This window comes from Mumia sp. ZJ1417 (genome assembly GCF_014127285.1).
Classification (GTDB): domain Bacteria; phylum Actinomycetota; class Actinomycetes; order Propionibacteriales; family Nocardioidaceae; genus Mumia.
The window spans coordinates 748,317-764,130 of sequence record NZ_CP059901.1 but is presented as its reverse complement, the minus strand read 5'-3'; the positions used below and the strand labels follow the sequence as shown (position 1 = coordinate 764,130).

Genomic DNA, 15,814 nt, shown 5'->3' with positions numbered 1-15,814 from the left:
CCGCTCGGAGGATCGCGCGGGTTGACACCACCCCTTGGCCGCCGCTAGGACGCCGGCATGCAGGTGCAGAGACAGAACGGATGGCCCGCAGGATCGGCGTAGACACGGAAGTCCCGATCCTCCAGGCCGCTCGGCGGGGTGACCGGATCGAGCGGTGTCGCGCCGAGGGAGATCGCGAGCGCGTGCGGACCCTCGTACGCGTCGACGAAGAGGTCGAGGTGCGCCTGCTGCGGGGCTCCATCGGGCCACTGGGGCGGCTCGTGGTGGGCGACACGCTGGAAGGCCAGCCCCTTGCCCGGCCCGTCCAGCTCGACCCAGCCGTCGCCGGAGTCCGCGATGAACTCCGCCCCGAGGAGGCCGCCGTAGAAGGTCGCGAGCGCGCGCGGGTCTGCGCAGTCGAGCACGTACAGGCCGAGGCGGACGCCGGTCTCGATGTGCGCGCCGACGCTCATACGACGCATCCCCTCGCGCGCAGCGGCCGCGGCGCGCGTGCCGGGCTGACCCCCGCACGGCGGGCGTCCGTCGGAGCCGGTCGCTGAGCGACCGTGCGCCGCCGCTCGTCTCGCTCCAGGAAGTCCTTCGTGATCAGGTACGACGCCCAGGGATGCATGGTCTCCTCCTCGATCCAGTAACTCCTTAACTCACTTTGCCAGTTACGGGGTCAAGATGCAACCGTCTAACGCGTTATGCTGGTTTCATGAGCCCGTACGCGCAAGCAGCCGGCGATCCGGCCGACCGGGTCGTGGCCTTCCTCAACACGCTCGACGTCGAGGACGGGATCGACGACCTCGAATCCGTCGCGTCGTACGCCGCGTGGTCGGGCCGCGACCAGACTCGGTCGACGCTCGACCAGGCGCGCCGCCTCCGCGACCAGCTGCGCGCCCGGGCCGCGGGCGCGCCCTCCGTCGACGCCGTCACGATCAGGGTGGACGTGGTGCTCGACGACGAGGTCGCGCTGCGGGGGGAGACCGTCGCTGCCGAGATCGCCATCGCCGTCGCGCGGCTCTCGATCGAGGGACGCCTCGGCAGGGTGAAGATCTGCCCGGCCGGCGACTGCCGGTGGGCCTTCTACGACCACTCGCGCAACCAGTCGCGCCAGTGGTGCTCGATGCAGGTCTGCGGCAACCGCGCGAAGGTCCGCCAGCATCGCGAGCGGTCGGCGGCGCCGACGCACGGCTGACCGTACGGTGTCCGTCTCAAAAGGCTGTTCGGGCTCGTACGGACAAAAGTCCGCGCCCGCCCGCGTACGGATCCGCTGACCGCTCAGCGCACGTCGGCGTGCTGACGGACGCCCGCCACGACCTCGTCGAAGCGCGCCCGGTCCAGCACCGCGCCCTCGCGGCGCACGGCTGTGGCATCGACCGTGATCAGACGGTCGAGCCGCACCTCGCTGGGCCGGCCTTGCCGGTCCCAACCGCCGGACCCGATGTCGATCCAGTAGCGACCCCACCGCGCCTCGTCGGCGGCGTCACGGTCGTGGTCCTTGCTCGTGAGCATGACGCCGACGAGCGCGGCGCCGCGTCGGCCGACGAGCAGGACCGGCCGGTCCTTGCCCTGGCGCGGATCGTCCTCGTACGGGACCCACGTCCACACGATCTCGCCGGGATCGGGCCGGCCGTCGGGCTTCGGGTCGTACTGCATGACGAGGCCGGACGACCCCGGCGACGGACGACGGGAGGGAGCAAGCACCGACGCGAGCCGACCGAGAAGGTCGCGAGTCCTGGACATGACCGCACTGTAGTGCGGGGCGGCGCCCGCGCCCGGACTACCGTGGTACGGATGAGCGAGACCGACACCACCCCGCGTACGCTCGCCGACGACCTCCGGGCTCGCGGCGACGATGCGCTCGCGGTGCTGCTGCGGGCCCGCCCCGACCTCGCCACCCCGACGCCGTCCGACATCGGACAGCTCGCCTCACGGGCCGCGTCCCGACCGTCCGTCGCGTGGGCGCTCGACCGGCTCGACCTCGCTCACCTGTCGACCCTCGCGGCGATGTCCGCACTCGAGCCACCCGTCACCCTCGCTGCGCTGCGCCGCCAGGTCGACGCCGACGACGCCCGCATCTCCGCGATCGTGGCGAGACTGCACGCGAGCGCGCTCGTGTGGGGCAGGCCCGACGGCTGGCACGTGGTCCGCGAGGCGCGTGACGCGCTGAGGGTGCTCGGACCGCGAGGCCCGTATGACGGCCCGCCTGCGCTGCGGACCCGCGAGGTCGACGACCGGCGCATGCGGCACGCGAGCGCCGGCTCGGTCATGGAGCTGCTCCAGCGCGTCGAGCACCTGCTGGCGACCTGGGGCGAGCAGCCGCCTCCCGTGCTGCGCTCGGGCGGCCGCGGCGTACGCGACGTGCGCAACGCCGCCTCACTGCTCGGCGTCGGCACCGACGAGGTCGAGTTCCTGCTCGACCTGACCCAGGCGGCACGCCTCCTCGGCCGGGCCATCCATGCGGCCAACGGCGAGGTGTGGGCGCCGACGACGGTCTTCGACGCGTGGCGGGAGAAGCCGCCGGCCGACCGCTGGATCGCCCTCACCTCGGCCTGGATGAGCCAACCGGGCCGTCGCGTGCGCGCGCAGGTGCTCCGGACGCTCGCCTCGGCCGACGGCGCCGCGTACACCGACGTCGAGGACGTCGTCGATGCCGTCGCGTGGCACCTCCCCCGCGCCGAAGAGGGCCGCGACGACCTCGTACGGCGCACGCTCGTCGAGGCCACGTGGCTCGGCGTGGTCGCACTGGACGCCCTCTCGCCCGCCGGGGCCGTCCTCGGACTGCCAGACGCACGCGACGTCGTCGATCGCCTCTTGCCCGGCTCCGTCACCCATGTCCTCGTCCAGGCCGACCTCACCGCGGTGGCCCCCGGCCCGCTCGAGCCCGCACTCCGCGCCCGGCTCGAGGACGTGGCGGTCGTGGAGTCGCGTGGCGGCGCCACTGTCTACCGGTTCACGCCTGCCTCGCTGCGCCGCGCTCTCGACCTCGGCTGGCCGGCCAGCGAGATCCACGCGTTCCTCACAGAGATCTCGGCGACGCCGATCCCGCAGCCGCTCACCTACCTCGTCGACGACACCGCACGGCTGCACGGACGGCTCCGTCTCGGTGACGCCGCCTCGTACCTCCGCGCGGACGACCCCGCCGAGCTGGACGCGCTGCTCGCCGACCCGACGCTCGGCCCCACGCTCCACCGGATCGCCCCGACCGTGGTCGTCAGCACCGTCCGCACCGAGCTCCTCGCCGAGCGTCTCGCCGCGTCGGGACGCCAGGCGGTGGCCGAAGAACCCGGCGGGGTCCTGCGCGTCCACCGCCGCGACCTCGTACGCGCCGAGGCCGTCGACGTCGGCCTGCGACCGCCGCCGGACCCAGCCGAGGCTGTCGCCGCCCTCCGGGCGGGAGAGATGGCCGCGTCGCTGCGCCCCGCCGACGGCCACGACGATCAACGAGGCTCGCTCGCGACGATGGCGCAGCTGCGCGAGGCCGCCGAGGCCCAACAGCGGATGTGGGTCGCCTACATGGACCAGGCCGGCACCCGTACGGAGCGCGTGGTCGACCCCTTGCGGGTGGACGCGGGGTGGCTCACCGCCTTCGACCACCGCACGCAGAAGGTGCAGCGGTTCGCGGTCCACCGCATCGTCCAGGTAGCGTCCGCGCCGTGACCTCTGCCACCTCACCAGCCGCCGTCATGCTCCCCGACCTCCCCGCCGACAGCTTCTACGAGCAGGTCGGCGACGCCAGCTTCCTCTCGACCGCGGCGACCGAGAGTCCCTGGGACGCGCGGGCACAGCACGGCGGCCCGCCTTCGGCGCTGCTCGGACGCTGTCTCGAGGCGAGTGTCGGCGACGAACCCCTGACGGTTGGCAAGATCGACGTCGACTTCCTCGGCCCGATCCCTCAAGGGACGTGCGACGTCGAGGTGACGGTGCTCCGCCCGGGCAAGCGTGTCCGGCAGGTCCAGGCCACAATGAGCGCGGACGGCCGCACGGTCGTCACCGCGCGCGCTTGGCTCATCGCGTACGAGGAGGACCGGGCGCCGAGGTCCGGAGTCGCGGTGCAGCCACCTGAGCTCCCTGACCCGCAGCCCCAGCTGACGGTCCCGGGCACTCCGGCCGCGTGGGGGTACGGCCGCGCGGTGGAGTGGCGGTTCGTCGAGGGGCGCCTCGGCGGAGGCGACGAGGAACGCGCGCGGGTCTGGGGACGCATCCGCGTGCCGCTGGTCGCGGGCGAGGAACCGACCGGGCTGCAGCGCCTGCTCACGCTGGCCGACTCGACGAACGGGATCAGCGCGCAGCTCGATGTGCGCGACTGGCTGTTCGTACCGCCGGGCATGGGGGTCACCCTCCAGCGGGTGCCTGCATCGGACTGGATGTACTTCGACGCCACGTCGCACGTGCAGCCGCGCGGCACCGGGGTGGCGCACGCCGTCGTGTCGGACGGGGATGGCCTGTGCGGCTACGTCAGTCAGCCGCTGCTGGTCGCTCCCCGCAGCTGACCTGACCTGGACAGACATCACCCTCGCCGCGCCGGGGGGAACAGCGGCGAGGGTGACGATGTGGGTAACAAGCATTGATCTTGCTACTGCTTACATCTTACCGACGGGGCCGTCATGTCCAAAGTGATCTACAGCGCTTACCGATCTCCGTCCCCCGGCTACCATGGCCGGATGGACTTTGTGGGCTACGCCGAGCGCGCGGCAATGCTCGCCAACGCGTCACTGGGCTCGGTGGACGACGTCCGCGACCACCTCGCCGAGCGCGAGTGGCTCGTCCCGCAGGTCACCGACCGCGACGTCCGCACCCTGCAACGGTTCCAGCGGCGCCTGCGACCGGTCTTCGAGCATGGTGGAGCGGGCAGGGCTGCGGACGTGGTGGTCGCCGTCAACACCCTGCTGGCCACCCACCGCATCACGCCGCTCATCGTCCCCACCGACATCGCCGCCACCGACACCGGCACGAGCCCGAGCGGGTGGCGTCTGCACGTCGCCGACCGTGCCGCCTCGGTCGCCGATCTCCTGGTCGCGGAGTCGCTGATGGGCATCGCGATCCTGGTCTGCGACCTCGACCCTGGACGCCTCGGCGTCTGCGCGGCGCACGGCTGCGCCAACACCTACGTCGACACCTCCCCCAACCGCTCGCGCCGCTACTGCTCCGATCGCTGCTCCTCCCGAGCGAACGTCGCGGCGTACCGTGCACGGAAGCGGGCAGGCGCCGCCGCAAACCCCCGAGGAGACGTATGAACGACGGTCCCCTGATCGTCCAGTCCGACAAGACGCTCCTCCTGGAGGTCGACCACGACCAGTCGGCCGCGTGCCGGCGCGCCATCGCACCCTTCGCTGAGCTCGAGCGGTCTCCGGAGCACATCCACACCTACCGCATCACGCCGCTCGGCCTGTGGAACGCGCGCGCCGCCGGCCACGACGCCGAGCAGGTCGTCGACGCGCTGATGGACTACTCGCGCTATCCCGTGCCGCACGCGCTCCTGGTCGACGTCGCCGAGACGATGTCGCGCTATGGGCGCCTGCGGCTCGAGAACACCCCGACCCACGGGCTCGTCCTCGCCACGACCGATCGGCCGGTTCTCGAGGAGGTGATCCGCTCCAAGCGCATCGCGCCGATGCTCGGGGCGCGGATCGACGACGACACGATCGTGGTGCACCCCTCCGAACGCGGCGCGCTCAAGCAGGCACTGCTCAAGGTCGGATGGCCCGCGGAGGATCTCGCCGGCTACGTCGACGGCGAGGCGCACGCGATCGCCCTGTCGGACGGCGAGTGGCACATGCGGCCGTACCAGGCCGAGGCTGTCGAGTCGTTCTGGCACGGCGGGTCCGGCGTCGTCGTCCTCCCGTGCGGTGCGGGCAAGACGATCGTCGGTGCTGGCGCCATGGCACAGGCGCAGGCGACCACCCTGATCCTCGTCACCAACACCGTCTCGGCACGTCAGTGGAAGGACGAGCTGCTGCGTCGTACGACGCTCACTGAGGACGAGATCGGCGAGTACAGCGGGGCCAAGAAGGAGATCCGACCCGTCACCATCGCCACGTACCAGGTGATGACGACGCGCCGGAAGGGCGTCTATCCGCACCTCGAGCTGTTCGACGCCCGTGACTGGGGCCTGATCGTGTACGACGAGGTCCACCTGCTGCCAGCGCCGATCTTTCGGATGACCGCCGATCTCCAGGCACGGCGCCGGATCGGCCTGACCGCCACCCTCGTGCGCGAGGACGGCCACGAGGGCGACGTGTTCAGCCTCATCGGGCCCAAGCGGTACGACGCGCCGTGGAAGGACATCGAGGCACAGGGCTACATCGCTCCCGCCGACTGCGTCGAGGTGCGCGTGACGTTGAGTGACTCCGAACGGATCGTGTACGCGACGGCGGAGGCCGACGTCCGCTACCGGCTCGCGGCGTCGACCGGCCGTAAGACCGAGGTAGTCCAGAGGCTGGTCGAGGAGCACAGGGGTGAGCCGACCCTGGTCATCGGCCAGTACATCGACCAGCTCGACGACCTCGCCGAGCGCCTCGACGCTCCCGTGATCAAGGGCGAGACGTCGGTCAAGGAGCGCGAGGCGCTGTTCGCGGCGTTCCGTACCGGCGAGATCGACCTGCTCGTGGTCTCCAAGGTGGCGAACTTCTCGGTCGACCTGCCGGAGGCGTCCGTCGCGATCCAGGTGTCGGGCTCGTTCGGGTCGCGCCAGGAGGAGGCGCAACGGCTCGGCCGGCTGCTGCGTCCCAAGGGCGACGGGCGTACGGCCCGCTTCTACGCGGTGGTCGCCCGCGACACCGTCGATGCGGAGTTCGCCCAGCACCGGCAGCGGTTCCTGGCCGAGCAGGGCTACGCCTACCGGATCGTCGACGCCGCCGACGTCTGAGTACACCCGCCGAACGTGAGGAGGGCTCGTGATCGAGAACGGTGACATCGAGGTCGTGGTGTTCGACGTCCTGGGGACGCTCGTCGACGAGCCCAGCGGCCTTCGCGCGGCGATCCGCGAGGCGGTGCCGTCGTCGGAGGCGACGGTCGATGCGCTCCTCGCCGCCTGGCAGCAACACATCGAGCGCGAGCAGGAGGGCATCGCCCGAGGCGGCCGCCCGTACGCCAGCACCGACGTCCTCGACTGCGAGGCCGCTCGGGTCGTGGCGGACCTGGCCGGTGTCACCGACGTGGCCACGCTCGCGCGGCTATCCACAGCCGGCCGGCGCCTCTCCCCGTGGGGCGACTCCGTCGCTGGGCTGGAGCGGCTCGCCGCCCACTACCCGCTGATCGGACTGTCCAACGCCAGTCGTACGACGCTCCTCCACCTCAACGCCCGCGCCGGACTGCGGTGGCACCAGGCACTCTCGTCCGAGACCGTCCAGGCGTACAAGCCGGCACCAGAGGTCTACGGGCTCGCCGTCGAGACCGCGGGCTGTGCCCCTGAGCGGATGCTGATGGTGGCCGCCCACGCCTGGGACCTTCGCGGAGCGCAGGCGATCGGGATGCGGACGGCCTTCGTCGAGCGGCCGGTCGGAGATCCGCCGACGAGCTCCGACACGTTTGACGGGCAGTTCGGCAGCCTCGACGACCTGGTCTTCGCACTCACACCGTCGACACCTCGATGAGTTCCTGCGTCGGTCGTGGTCTGACCTTCGACAGATCCGGACGACGAAAGGCCCCCGAATGCCTGACCTTCTCGATCTCGGCCCCTCGACCCGGCGGGTGGCAGCACTGCTCGACGGCGTCGGCGACGACGACCTGACCCGGCCGACCCCGTGCGACTACGACGTCGCGACCCTCCTCGAGCACCTCGACGGCCTCTCCCTCGCCTTCACGCTCGCGGCCCGCAAGTCCGACGACCCGATGCTCGGCGCCGCTCCCGCACCGTCCGGCGCCGCACTCTCCCCTGGATGGCGACAGCGGATCCCCGAGCGCCTCGACGCGCTCGCCGAGGCCTGGCGCTCGCCCGAGGCGTGGGAGGGCGAGGCGACCGCCGGAGGCGTCACGATGCCTGCCGACATCGCGGCGACGGTGGCGCTCGACGAGGTCGTGCTGCACGGCTGGGACCTGGCGCGCGCCACGGGGCAGCCGTACGAGGTCGACCCAGGCGATCTGGCCGTCGTGCACCGCTTCGTCGAGGAGTCCGCGAAGCCGGAGCAGGCGCAGGCCCGCGAAGGGCTGTTCGGACCCCCGCTGCCCGTGCCGGGGGACGCCCCTCTGCTCGACCGGGTCGTCGCGCTCGCCGGACGCTCGCCTTCCTGGCCGCACTGAAATCCGGCGCTGCGGACCTGATGAGAGGCCTCTCATCGGGGACTTATGCATGCCTCACGGTCCGAGGGTTACCTGAAGTCGTCACCCCGACGGTTTCGGACAAAGGAGACATCATGCCTCGCGCCACCGCGCGCCGTACCCTCGCACTCGGAGCCGCGTCCCTGCTCGGGATCGCCGGCATGGCTCCCACGACCGGCTCGGCCGAGGCCGCGCAGGCCGCCACCTGCGGGGGCCTGCGGGCCACGATCATCGTCACCCAGGGTGACGACAACCTGCGCGGGACCAGCGGACGGGACGTCATCGCCGGGCTCGGCGGCGAGGACGACATCGTGGGCCTCGGCGGCAACGACGTCATCTGCGGCGGGGCCGGAGAGGACGACATCGAAGGCGGCGCGGGCAACGACCGCATCCGCGGCGGCTCCGCCGGCGACGACATCGAGGGCAACGCCGGCAACGACCACATCTGGGGCGGCTCCGGCAACGACGACCTCGAAGGCACCGCGGTCGCGACCACCTGTGGGGCGGCCCGGGCAACGACACGCTCGTCGGCGGACCCGGCAGGGACATCCTGCGCGGTGGCCCGGGACGCGATCGCCTGTTCCAGGGTCAGGAGCCCCACGACGACTGAGCCTTCAGCCGACGTACGTCGTGAGGCCGTGCACCTCAAACTGCTCCCGAACCCGCGCCACGAGCTCGGGTGAGGGCGGCGTGACATCGGCGAGATCGTACGAGGCGCCGAGCCGCTCCCACTTCTCGCGCCCCATCTGGTGGAACGGCAGCACCTCGACACGGCTGACGTTCGGCCAGCGCTCGACGATGCGGGCGACGTTCTCGACGTTCTCGTCCGCATCGGTGAGACCGGGGACGAGGACGAACCGCACCCACACCTCGGTCCCGCGCGCGGCGAGCCGGTCGCCGAAGTCGAGCGTGGGCTGGAGCGAACGGCCGGTCACCCGCCGGTAGGTCTCCTCGTCGCCCGACTTCACGTCGAGGAGGACGAGGTCGACGTCGTCGAGCATCTCGTCGGTCGCCGCGGTCCCGAGGAAGCCGGAGGTGTCGAGCGCGGTGCGGACGCCGAGCTCCTTGGCACCGCGCAGCACCCGCGCGACGAAGCGAGGCTGCATCAGCGGCTCGCCTCCCGACAGCGTGATGCCGCCGCCGGTCGCGGCGAACACCGGCCGGTAGCGGGCGATCCGCGCGACAAGGTCGTCGGCACGCACCTCCGTACCGTCGCGCATCCGCCACGTGTCGGGGTTCTGGCAATACAGGCAGCGCAGCGGGCAGCCGGTGAGGAACGTCGTCATCCGCGTCCCCGGCCCGTCGACCGCGGTCACGAGCTCCCACGAGTGGACCGCCCCGACCTCGCCGGAGCGCATCGCCACCATCCGCTCCCCGCGGTCGAGGTCGGCCGCGGGGACGTCGGCGAGGAGGGCGGCGGTCATCAGACGGCTCCGTGGAACGTCCGCGAGAGCACGTCGAGCTGCTGCTCGCGGGTGAGGCGGACGAAGTTCACCGCATACCCGGAGACCCGTACGGTGAGCTGCGGGTAGTTCTCCGGGTGTTCCATCGCATCCTCCAGCGTCTCGCGGTTCAGGACGTTGACGTTCATGTGGTAGCCCTCGGAGCCGGTGTACGCGTCGAGCAGACCGACAAGGTTCGTCACCTGCTCGTCCTTCGTACGCCCGAGCCCGGACGGGACCACGGTGTTCGTCAGCGAGATGCCGTCCTGCGCGTCGTCGTACGGCAGCTTGGCGACCGACAGCGCGCTCGCAAGCATGCCGTGCGTGTCACGCCCGTTCATCGGGTTGGCACCCGGCGCGAACGGCTCGCCGTGCCGGCGCCCGTCCGGCGTGTTGCCGGTGGCCTTGCCGTAGACGACGTTCGACGTGATCGTGAGGACCGACTGGGTGTGCAGCGCATCGCGGTACGTCGGGTAGGCGCGCACCTTCTCCATGAACCGCTCGACGAGGTCGCGGGCGATGTCGTCCACGCGGTCGTCGTCGTTGCCGAACGTCGGGAAGTCGCCGGTGGTCTCGTAGTCCACGACGATCCCGCGCTCGTCGAAGACGGGCACCACCGTCGCGTACTTGATGGCCGACAGCGAGTCCGCCGCCACGGACAGGCCCGCGATGCCGCACGCCATCGTCCGCAGCACGTCGGAGTCGTGCAGCGCCATCTCGAGCCGCTCGTAGGCGTACTTGTCGTGCATGTAGTGGATGACGTTGAGTGCCTCCACGTACGTCGCGGCGAGCCAGTCCATCTCGGCGTCGAAGCGGCGCATGACGTCGCCGTAGTCGAGCGGCCCCTCGCCGACCGGAGCGGTGGCCGGGCCGACCTGCTTGCCGGTGATCTCGTCACGGCCGCCGTTGATCGCGTAGAGCAGCGTCTTGGCGAGGTTCACCCGCGCGCCGAAGAACTGCATCTGCTTGCCGACCCGCATCGGGGACACGCAGCACGCGATCGCGGCGTCGTCGCCCCAGTGCTCGCGGATGTGGCGGTCCGACTCGTACTGGATCGCCGAGGTGTCGATCGAGACCTGCGCGGCGAAGCGCTTGAACCCCTCGGGGAGACGGTCGCTCCAGAGCACCGTCAGGTTCGGCTCCGGCGCAGGCCCGAGGTTGTAGAGGGTCTGCAGATAGCGGAACGTCGTCTTGGTGACAAGCGGCCGCCCGTCGTCGCCCATGCCGGCGAGCGACTCCGTCACCCAGGTCGGGTCACCGCTGAACAGCGCGTCGTACTCGGGCGTACGGAGGAAGCGCACGATGCGCAGCTTGATGACGAAGTCGTCGATCAGCTCCTGCGCCTGCGACTCGGTGAGGTCACCGCGGGCGAGGTCGCGCTCGAGGTAGATGTCGAGGAACGTCGCGGTGCGTCCGAGCGACATCGCGGCGCCGTTCTGCTCCTTGACCGCGCCGAGGTAGGCGAAGTAGGTCCACTGGACGGCCTCGCGGGCGCTCGTCGCGGGACCGGAGATGTCGAACCCGTACGAGGCGGCCATCTCCTTGAGCTCGTTCAGCGCGCGGATCTGCTCGCTGTTCTCCTCGCGTGCGCGGATGACGTCCTCGGAGGCAGGCTGCATGTCAAGGGCGGCACGGTCGTTGCGCTTGTCCGCGATGAGGGCGTCGACCCCGTACAGCGCCACGCGGCGGTAGTCGCCGATGATGCGGCCGCGGCCATACGCGTCGGGGAGCCCCGTGATGACGTGCGCCGAGCGGGCAGCGCGTACGGACGGCGGGTAGGCGTCGAACACGCCCTGGTTGTGCGTCTTGCGATATTCGGTGAAGACCTTCTTGAGCATCGGGTCGACCGGGTAGCCGTAGGTGTCGAGCGCGGTCTCCACCATGCGCCACCCACCGTTCGGCATCATCGCGCGCTTGAGCGGAGCATCGGTCTGGAGCCCGACGACGACCTCGTTCTCGCGGTCGATGTAGCCGGGCTCGTGGGCCGTGATGCCGGCCGGCGTCTGCCAGTCGACGTCGTAGACACCCTTCTCGCGCTCCTCGGGGAACATCGCGCTCAGACGCTGCCAGATCCGGGTCGTCCGCGCTGTCGGGCCGGCGAGGAACCCACTGTCGCCCTCGTACGGGGTGTAGTTGCGCTGGATGAAGTCCCGCACGTCGACGCGGTCCCGCCAGGGCCCGTCGGCGAAACCCACCCAGCCACGGGCGGCGCTCGTGTCGAGCCGTGAGTCGGTCGCGATGCTCATGTTCCCTACCCCTCGATGGAGACGATGCCTTCGCCTCCAGTCAACGCCTCATTTTTGTTGTTTGGGCCATCAAAGGGTGTCGTCTTGGCCACACTGCGCCCATGTCAACAACCGACACACGTCTCCCCTGCGCCTGCTTCCGACCCCCCGTAGGCTGGACAGAGTGCACCCCCGCATCCGGCTCGAGCTGGCGAAGCGCTGGTCAGAGCCACACCGCGAACATCACGACATCGATCACCTGTCCGAGGTGATCGGTGCGCTCGACACGCTCACCGTTGAGGGCCTTGCGTTCGACGTCGAGCTCGCCCGCGCCGCGGCGTGGTTCCACGACGCCGTCTACGACGTGCACCGCGCCGACAGCGTCGAGCGCTCGGCGCTCCTCGCTCAACGGTGGCTCGGCCCGGGCTACGGCGACCGGGTCGCCGAGATCGTCCTCGCCACGCGCGACCACCTCGCCGCACCCGACGACATCGAGGCGGCCGCAGTCTGCGACGCCGACCTCAGCATCCTCGGGCAGGACGAGGCGCGATACGACCGGTACGCCGCGGCGATCCGTACGGAGAACGACTACCTCCCGGCCGCGGACTACCGCCAGCTGCGCGCCATGGTGATGTCGCGCTACCAGAACCGTCCGCGGATCTTCGTCACCGAGCCCGGCTACCGACTGTGGGAGTCCAGCGCCCGCGCCAACATCACCCGCGAGCTGACCGCGCTCGGACGACCGGTGCCCGTGTGACGTCGGGCCGCGCGGCTTGCCCTCGACACTTACTCTGGACGCCGTGACGGAGTACCTCCTCGAGGCGCGCGCCCGCGTCCTGCATGACCTGGCCGCTTGCCGCATGGCCGACGCGACCGCGGTCTCCGTTCTCGAGGACGCGCTGAGCCAGCGCGGCTGGTGGGTCGCGCAGTGGCCGGACGGCGCGCCGTTCCTCGTCGGGCTCGTCGCTCAGGACGTCCAGGACGCCCTGCTCGACGCCGGCAGCCGGTGGCCGCGCTGCACGTCGTGCGAGGAGACCGCCGAGCACACCCTCGGCGTCGAGCCCGAGCTCGGCGACGCGCCACGCTGGGTGTGCACCGAGTCGGGCATCGACGTCGCACCCCTCGGCGCGCTTCGGGTGCATCCCACGCGCCCGTAGGGCGCGGATGGTCTTTGACGACGTGGGAGTGACCTTCCCCGATTCCAGCCGCCCCAGGAATGGACGCAACGTGCAGGCTTCCCGTACGGGGTCGGTCGAGCCAGTCTCAACCAACGAGATCAATCAGGTCGGGCACTCACGCATGCGTTCCAATCGACCTGACCTGGTCCAAGTGACGGTCTCGATGGGGTCGTGACCTCAAGGGTGAGGAGGCGTTTAGTTGCTCGCGTTTGCGCGACGTAGAGGTCGCGGAGACCTGCCTCGTTGGCCGATCGGATGCCGACCGGGTCGATGATGATCACGGTGTCGAACTCCAGCCCGCGCGTGTCGGGCGCGGCGATGATCGTGGCGTCGGTCTCGCTGACCTCAGCGTCCAGTGTGGCGGAGCGGTGTGCGGTGGCGATGACGCCGATCAGTTCTCCCGGATGCGTCTGCCGGATGCGTGTGATGAGCTCGTTGAGAACGGAGACAACGTCTTCTCCAGCGACTGTGAGGGCGGTCGGTGGTTCGCCGTGTCGGATCGAGCGAGAGAGCCGCTGTTCGGGGGCGATGCGGGCGAGTAGGCCCGCTGTCGCCTGCAGGATCTCCGCGGTGGTGCGGTAGTTGACTGTGAGCGTGTGGTGGGCGAACCTCTCGTCGACGAATGGTTCCAATGCCTCACTCCACGTGCGGATGGTCGTGGTGGGACCGGCCTGGGCGAGGTCTCCCACGATGGTCATTGAGCGTTGCGGGCAGCGGCGCATCAGCCCCCGCCATTGCATTTCGGAGAGCTGCTGGGCCTCGTCGACGACGACGTGCCCGTACATGGTCTCGGGGAGGCCATCGATGAATGTGCGTGCTTCATCGAGCAGTGCAAGATCGGCGCTACTCCACCCCGTCTGGGCGAGGCCGACCAGTTGCGCGAGATCCTCCTCCGGCACATCGGGAAGCGCATGGGCGAGTGCGGCGTGGTCCCCGAGGAGACCTCGGACGACGTCCTCGGATCGAAGCCGGGGCCAGACTGTGGCAACAATCCGGTCGATTCCGGGATCGTCGAGAAACTCTTCACGGAGCTGATCCCAATCGATGTCCAGACCGTCCGCGGACACGTCAGCATCGTCGGAGCTGACGCGCCGTGGATTCCCCGCGAACATGCGATCGAGGTCGATGCCGAGGAACTCCTTGATCTCGGCTTCGAAGTCCGTGAGTTCCTTCGCGGTCTGCTGCTCCAGTTCGTTCACCAGCTCAGCGACGACGTGTTCGGTGAACAGTTCCCGGGCACGGTTGTGTCCGATGCCGCCCTGGAGGGCGCTGCGCCGCGCGGCGTCGACCCGGTCGGAATCAAGGACAACCGTGCCGTGCGCGGTCTGAAATTCGAGCGGTACGCCGTGAGGCTGACGTGCCTGCACCCAGCGTGCGAGCCCGTCAGCGAACTCCGCACGGCCTTTGAGGCGCGCGACTTCGTCTGGTTCGGTTTTCGTCGCTTCCGCGCCGATCAGGTCGGGCAGCGTCGCCAGCTGCACATCGTTCTCCCCGAGCGAGGGGAGCACTTCGGAAATGTAGGTGAGGAACCGTCTGTTCGGGCCGAACACGAGGACCCCACGATCAGCGATCTGGGAGAACGCATAGAGCACGTATGCCGCTCGGTGCAGGGCGACAATCGTCTTGCCGGTTCCTGGGCCGCCATCGACCACCATGATTCCGCGATGCGGTGACCTGACGATCTCGTCCTGCTCGGTCTGGAGAGTCGCCGCGGCCTCTCGCATCCGCCCCGTTCGTGTACCGCTCAGCGCAGAGACGAGAGGGCCATCGCCGACGACGTCCTCGGCGGTCGGTGTGGTTCCGTTAAGGATCTCGTCACTGACGTCGACGACCGTGCGGCCATCCGAGCGCAGATGTCGACGCCGGCGAAGACCCAGTGGCGAGGCCATCGTGGCCGAGTAGAACGGCCGTGCGGCCTCCGCCCGCCAGTCCACGAGCACCGGTTCTCCCGCGTCCGTGCGCAACCCGATCCGGCCGACATGCAACGATTCGCTCTGCTCGGCATTGTCGATGCGTCCGAAGCACAAGGACCGTTCTGCCGAACGGAGCTGGCGAATCTTGTCGGACAGCCGCGAGGCCTCAAGATCCCTTTCGTAGAGCTCTTCCGGCCCTTCAACGCGCGCGGCCATCGCCCGCGCATGTGCGGATAGGCTCCCGCTCAGGTCAGCGTCAAGACGCGCGTACATCGCATCAAGAGACCGCTGTTCTTCTTCGATCTGTTTCGCCTTGCTCGCACCCATATCCATGTGCATCGTTCTCCCTCATCCGGCGTCTACTATGGGGCGCAGGTTCGGCAAGAACAACTTTGACTTTCCGGGATAATTTTGGCCTTCCGAGAACCTGCGTCACACAGAAAGGCGATTGGGTGACGCAATGTCGCGTCAGATGTCACGCGGTCGGAAGCCACTCACCTCCCTGTTGGAAGAAGAAGCGGGAATGACCGTTTCGAACGGGCTGGCGTCGGTCCCGGCTGCTGGTCACGATTCGCTGTTGCCGGTGTCGTGAGTGCGACGGGCACTCGAAGGGATCGTGGTCGCGTGGAACACCGACGACGACGCCGTTCTCGCCGAGGGCAGACGGGTCCCCCACGCCGCTTCGACGGCGTCCAGGTCCTGGGCGTCGACGTCGGAGTGATCGTCGTCCCCGGCCACACGTGCGCGATCTCTAGCCAGGATGGGTACGCAGCGATCTGCGCTCAAGGATCCAGGTAACTGGCACCGCGATT

The 15,814-nt window shown here is 70.0% G+C and carries 16 protein-coding genes and 1 pseudogene; 11 read left to right on the top strand and 6 right to left on the bottom strand.

From position 1 onward, the window contains the following. Nucleotides 1-44: 44 nt before the first annotated feature. The gene (locus H4N58_RS03635; RefSeq protein WP_167001579.1) at nt 45-452 is read right to left on the bottom strand and encodes a VOC family protein; all 408 of its coding nucleotides are present in this window, start codon (nt 450-452) and stop codon (nt 45-47) included. Further along, nucleotides 449-610, bottom strand: a complete 162-nt coding sequence (locus tag H4N58_RS03630) for a hypothetical protein (protein WP_167001578.1) — start codon at nt 608-610, stop codon at nt 449-451. Before H4N58_RS03630 ends, H4N58_RS03635 begins: the two co-directional genes overlap by 4 nt. A gap of 87 nt (nt 611-697) precedes the next feature. Here H4N58_RS03630 and H4N58_RS20505 point away from each other — a divergent pair, with 87 nt between their 5' ends. Continuing rightward, a complete protein-coding gene (locus tag H4N58_RS20505; protein WP_167001577.1) occupies nt 698-1,180 on the top strand; it encodes a CGNR zinc finger domain-containing protein in 483 nt (160 codons plus the stop codon). 83 nt (nt 1,181-1,263) lie between these two features. On the opposite strand, the gene H4N58_RS03620 is transcribed toward H4N58_RS20505, so the two are convergent. Continuing rightward, a complete protein-coding gene (locus H4N58_RS03620; RefSeq protein WP_243842878.1) occupies nt 1,264-1,728 on the bottom strand; it encodes a type II toxin-antitoxin system PemK/MazF family toxin in 465 nt (154 codons plus the stop codon). 51 nt (nt 1,729-1,779) lie between these two features. On the opposite strand from H4N58_RS03620, the gene H4N58_RS03615 reads away from it, so the two are divergent. From H4N58_RS03615 to H4N58_RS20870, 8 genes and pseudogenes are all read left to right on the top strand, one after another. Further along, nucleotides 1,780-3,645, top strand: coding sequence for a helicase-associated domain-containing protein (locus tag H4N58_RS03615; RefSeq protein WP_167248985.1), 1,866 nt, complete (start codon nt 1,780-1,782; stop codon nt 3,643-3,645). Next, the gene (locus H4N58_RS03610) at nt 3,642-4,478 is read left to right on the top strand and encodes a thioesterase family protein (protein WP_208322266.1); all 837 of its coding nucleotides are present in this window, start codon (nt 3,642-3,644) and stop codon (nt 4,476-4,478) included. The genes H4N58_RS03615 and H4N58_RS03610 overlap by 4 nt, the downstream gene beginning before the upstream one ends. 171 nt (nt 4,479-4,649) lie before the next feature. Further along, nucleotides 4,650-5,222 (top strand): CGNR zinc finger domain-containing protein, encoded by a 573-nt coding sequence (locus H4N58_RS03605; RefSeq protein ID WP_167001575.1) that lies wholly within the window; start codon nt 4,650-4,652, stop codon nt 5,220-5,222. Beyond that, a complete protein-coding gene (locus H4N58_RS03600; RefSeq protein ID WP_167001574.1) occupies nt 5,219-6,853 on the top strand; it encodes a DNA repair helicase XPB in 1,635 nt (544 codons plus the stop codon). The genes H4N58_RS03605 and H4N58_RS03600 overlap by 4 nt, the downstream gene beginning before the upstream one ends. A 28-nt stretch (nt 6,854-6,881) precedes the next feature. Beyond that, nucleotides 6,882-7,580, top strand: coding sequence for a haloacid dehalogenase type II (locus H4N58_RS03595; RefSeq protein ID WP_167248987.1), 699 nt, complete (start codon nt 6,882-6,884; stop codon nt 7,578-7,580). A 58-nt stretch (nt 7,581-7,638) separates the two neighbouring features. Next, complete coding sequence (locus H4N58_RS03590; protein ID WP_167001572.1) at nt 7,639-8,226, top strand: TIGR03086 family metal-binding protein; 588 nt, start codon at nt 7,639-7,641, stop codon at nt 8,224-8,226. A gap of 20 nt (nt 8,227-8,246) precedes the next feature. Beyond that, a pseudogene (locus H4N58_RS20875) lies at nt 8,247-8,711 on the top strand (calcium-binding protein); the annotation flags it as partial. Next, nucleotides 8,690-8,854: a hypothetical protein gene (locus tag H4N58_RS20870; RefSeq protein ID WP_370465465.1), complete on the top strand. Its 165-nt coding sequence runs from the start codon at nt 8,690-8,692 to the stop codon at nt 8,852-8,854. The pseudogene H4N58_RS20875 and the gene H4N58_RS20870, both read left to right, overlap by 22 nt. Nucleotides 8,855-8,858: 4 nt before the next feature. Here H4N58_RS20870 and pflA read toward each other — a convergent pair whose 3' ends face one another. Then, nucleotides 8,859-9,668 (bottom strand): pyruvate formate-lyase-activating protein, encoded by an 810-nt coding sequence (gene pflA / locus H4N58_RS03580; RefSeq protein ID WP_167248989.1) that lies wholly within the window; start codon nt 9,666-9,668, stop codon nt 8,859-8,861. Beyond that, nucleotides 9,668-11,932 (bottom strand): formate C-acetyltransferase, encoded by a 2,265-nt coding sequence (gene pflB / locus H4N58_RS03575; RefSeq protein ID WP_167248991.1) that lies wholly within the window; start codon nt 11,930-11,932, stop codon nt 9,668-9,670. Before pflB ends, pflA begins: the two co-directional genes overlap by 1 nt. 163 nt (nt 11,933-12,095) lie before the next feature. On the opposite strand from pflB, the gene H4N58_RS03570 reads away from it, so the two are divergent. Both H4N58_RS03570 and H4N58_RS03565 read left to right on the top strand, forming a co-directional pair. Further along, entirely contained in the window at nt 12,096-12,668 is a 573-nt protein-coding gene (locus H4N58_RS03570) for a hypothetical protein (protein ID WP_167248993.1), read from the top strand. Nucleotides 12,669-12,711: 43 nt separating this feature from the next. Then, nucleotides 12,712-13,068 carry a hypothetical protein gene (locus H4N58_RS03565; RefSeq protein WP_182397140.1) on the top strand — a complete coding sequence of 119 codons (357 nt, stop codon included), beginning with the start codon at nt 12,712-12,714 and terminating at the stop codon, nt 13,066-13,068. A gap of 119 nt (nt 13,069-13,187) precedes the next feature. Here H4N58_RS03565 and H4N58_RS03560 read toward each other — a convergent pair whose 3' ends face one another. Further along, nucleotides 13,188-15,329 (bottom strand): AAA family ATPase, encoded by a 2,142-nt coding sequence (locus tag H4N58_RS03560; RefSeq protein ID WP_243842877.1) that lies wholly within the window; start codon nt 15,327-15,329, stop codon nt 13,188-13,190. Between the last annotated feature and the right edge of the window lie 485 nt (nt 15,330-15,814).

Coding starts and splice junctions, on each gene's coding strand:
- H4N58_RS03635 (WP_167001579.1), bottom strand. CDS start 452: ATGAGCGTCGGCGCGCACATCGAGACCGGCGTCCGCCTCGGCCTGTAC.
- H4N58_RS03630 (WP_167001578.1), bottom strand. CDS start 610: ATGCATCCCTGGGCGTCGTACCTGATCACGAAGGACTTCCTGGAGCGA.
- H4N58_RS20505 (WP_167001577.1), top strand. CDS start 698: ATGAGCCCGTACGCGCAAGCAGCCGGCGATCCGGCCGACCGGGTCGTG.
- H4N58_RS03620 (WP_243842878.1), bottom strand. CDS start 1,728: ATGTCCAGGACTCGCGACCTTCTCGGTCGGCTCGCGTCGGTGCTTGCT.
- H4N58_RS03615 (WP_167248985.1), top strand. CDS start 1,780: ATGAGCGAGACCGACACCACCCCGCGTACGCTCGCCGACGACCTCCGG.
- H4N58_RS03605 (WP_167001575.1), top strand. CDS start 4,650: ATGGACTTTGTGGGCTACGCCGAGCGCGCGGCAATGCTCGCCAACGCG.
- H4N58_RS03600 (WP_167001574.1), top strand. CDS start 5,219: ATGAACGACGGTCCCCTGATCGTCCAGTCCGACAAGACGCTCCTCCTG.
- H4N58_RS03590 (WP_167001572.1), top strand. CDS start 7,639: ATGCCTGACCTTCTCGATCTCGGCCCCTCGACCCGGCGGGTGGCAGCA.
- pflA (WP_167248989.1), bottom strand. CDS start 9,668: ATGACCGCCGCCCTCCTCGCCGACGTCCCCGCGGCCGACCTCGACCGC.
- pflB (WP_167248991.1), bottom strand. CDS start 11,932: ATGAGCATCGCGACCGACTCACGGCTCGACACGAGCGCCGCCCGTGGC.
- H4N58_RS03560 (WP_243842877.1), bottom strand. CDS start 15,329: ATGGGTGCGAGCAAGGCGAAACAGATCGAAGAAGAACAGCGGTCTCTT.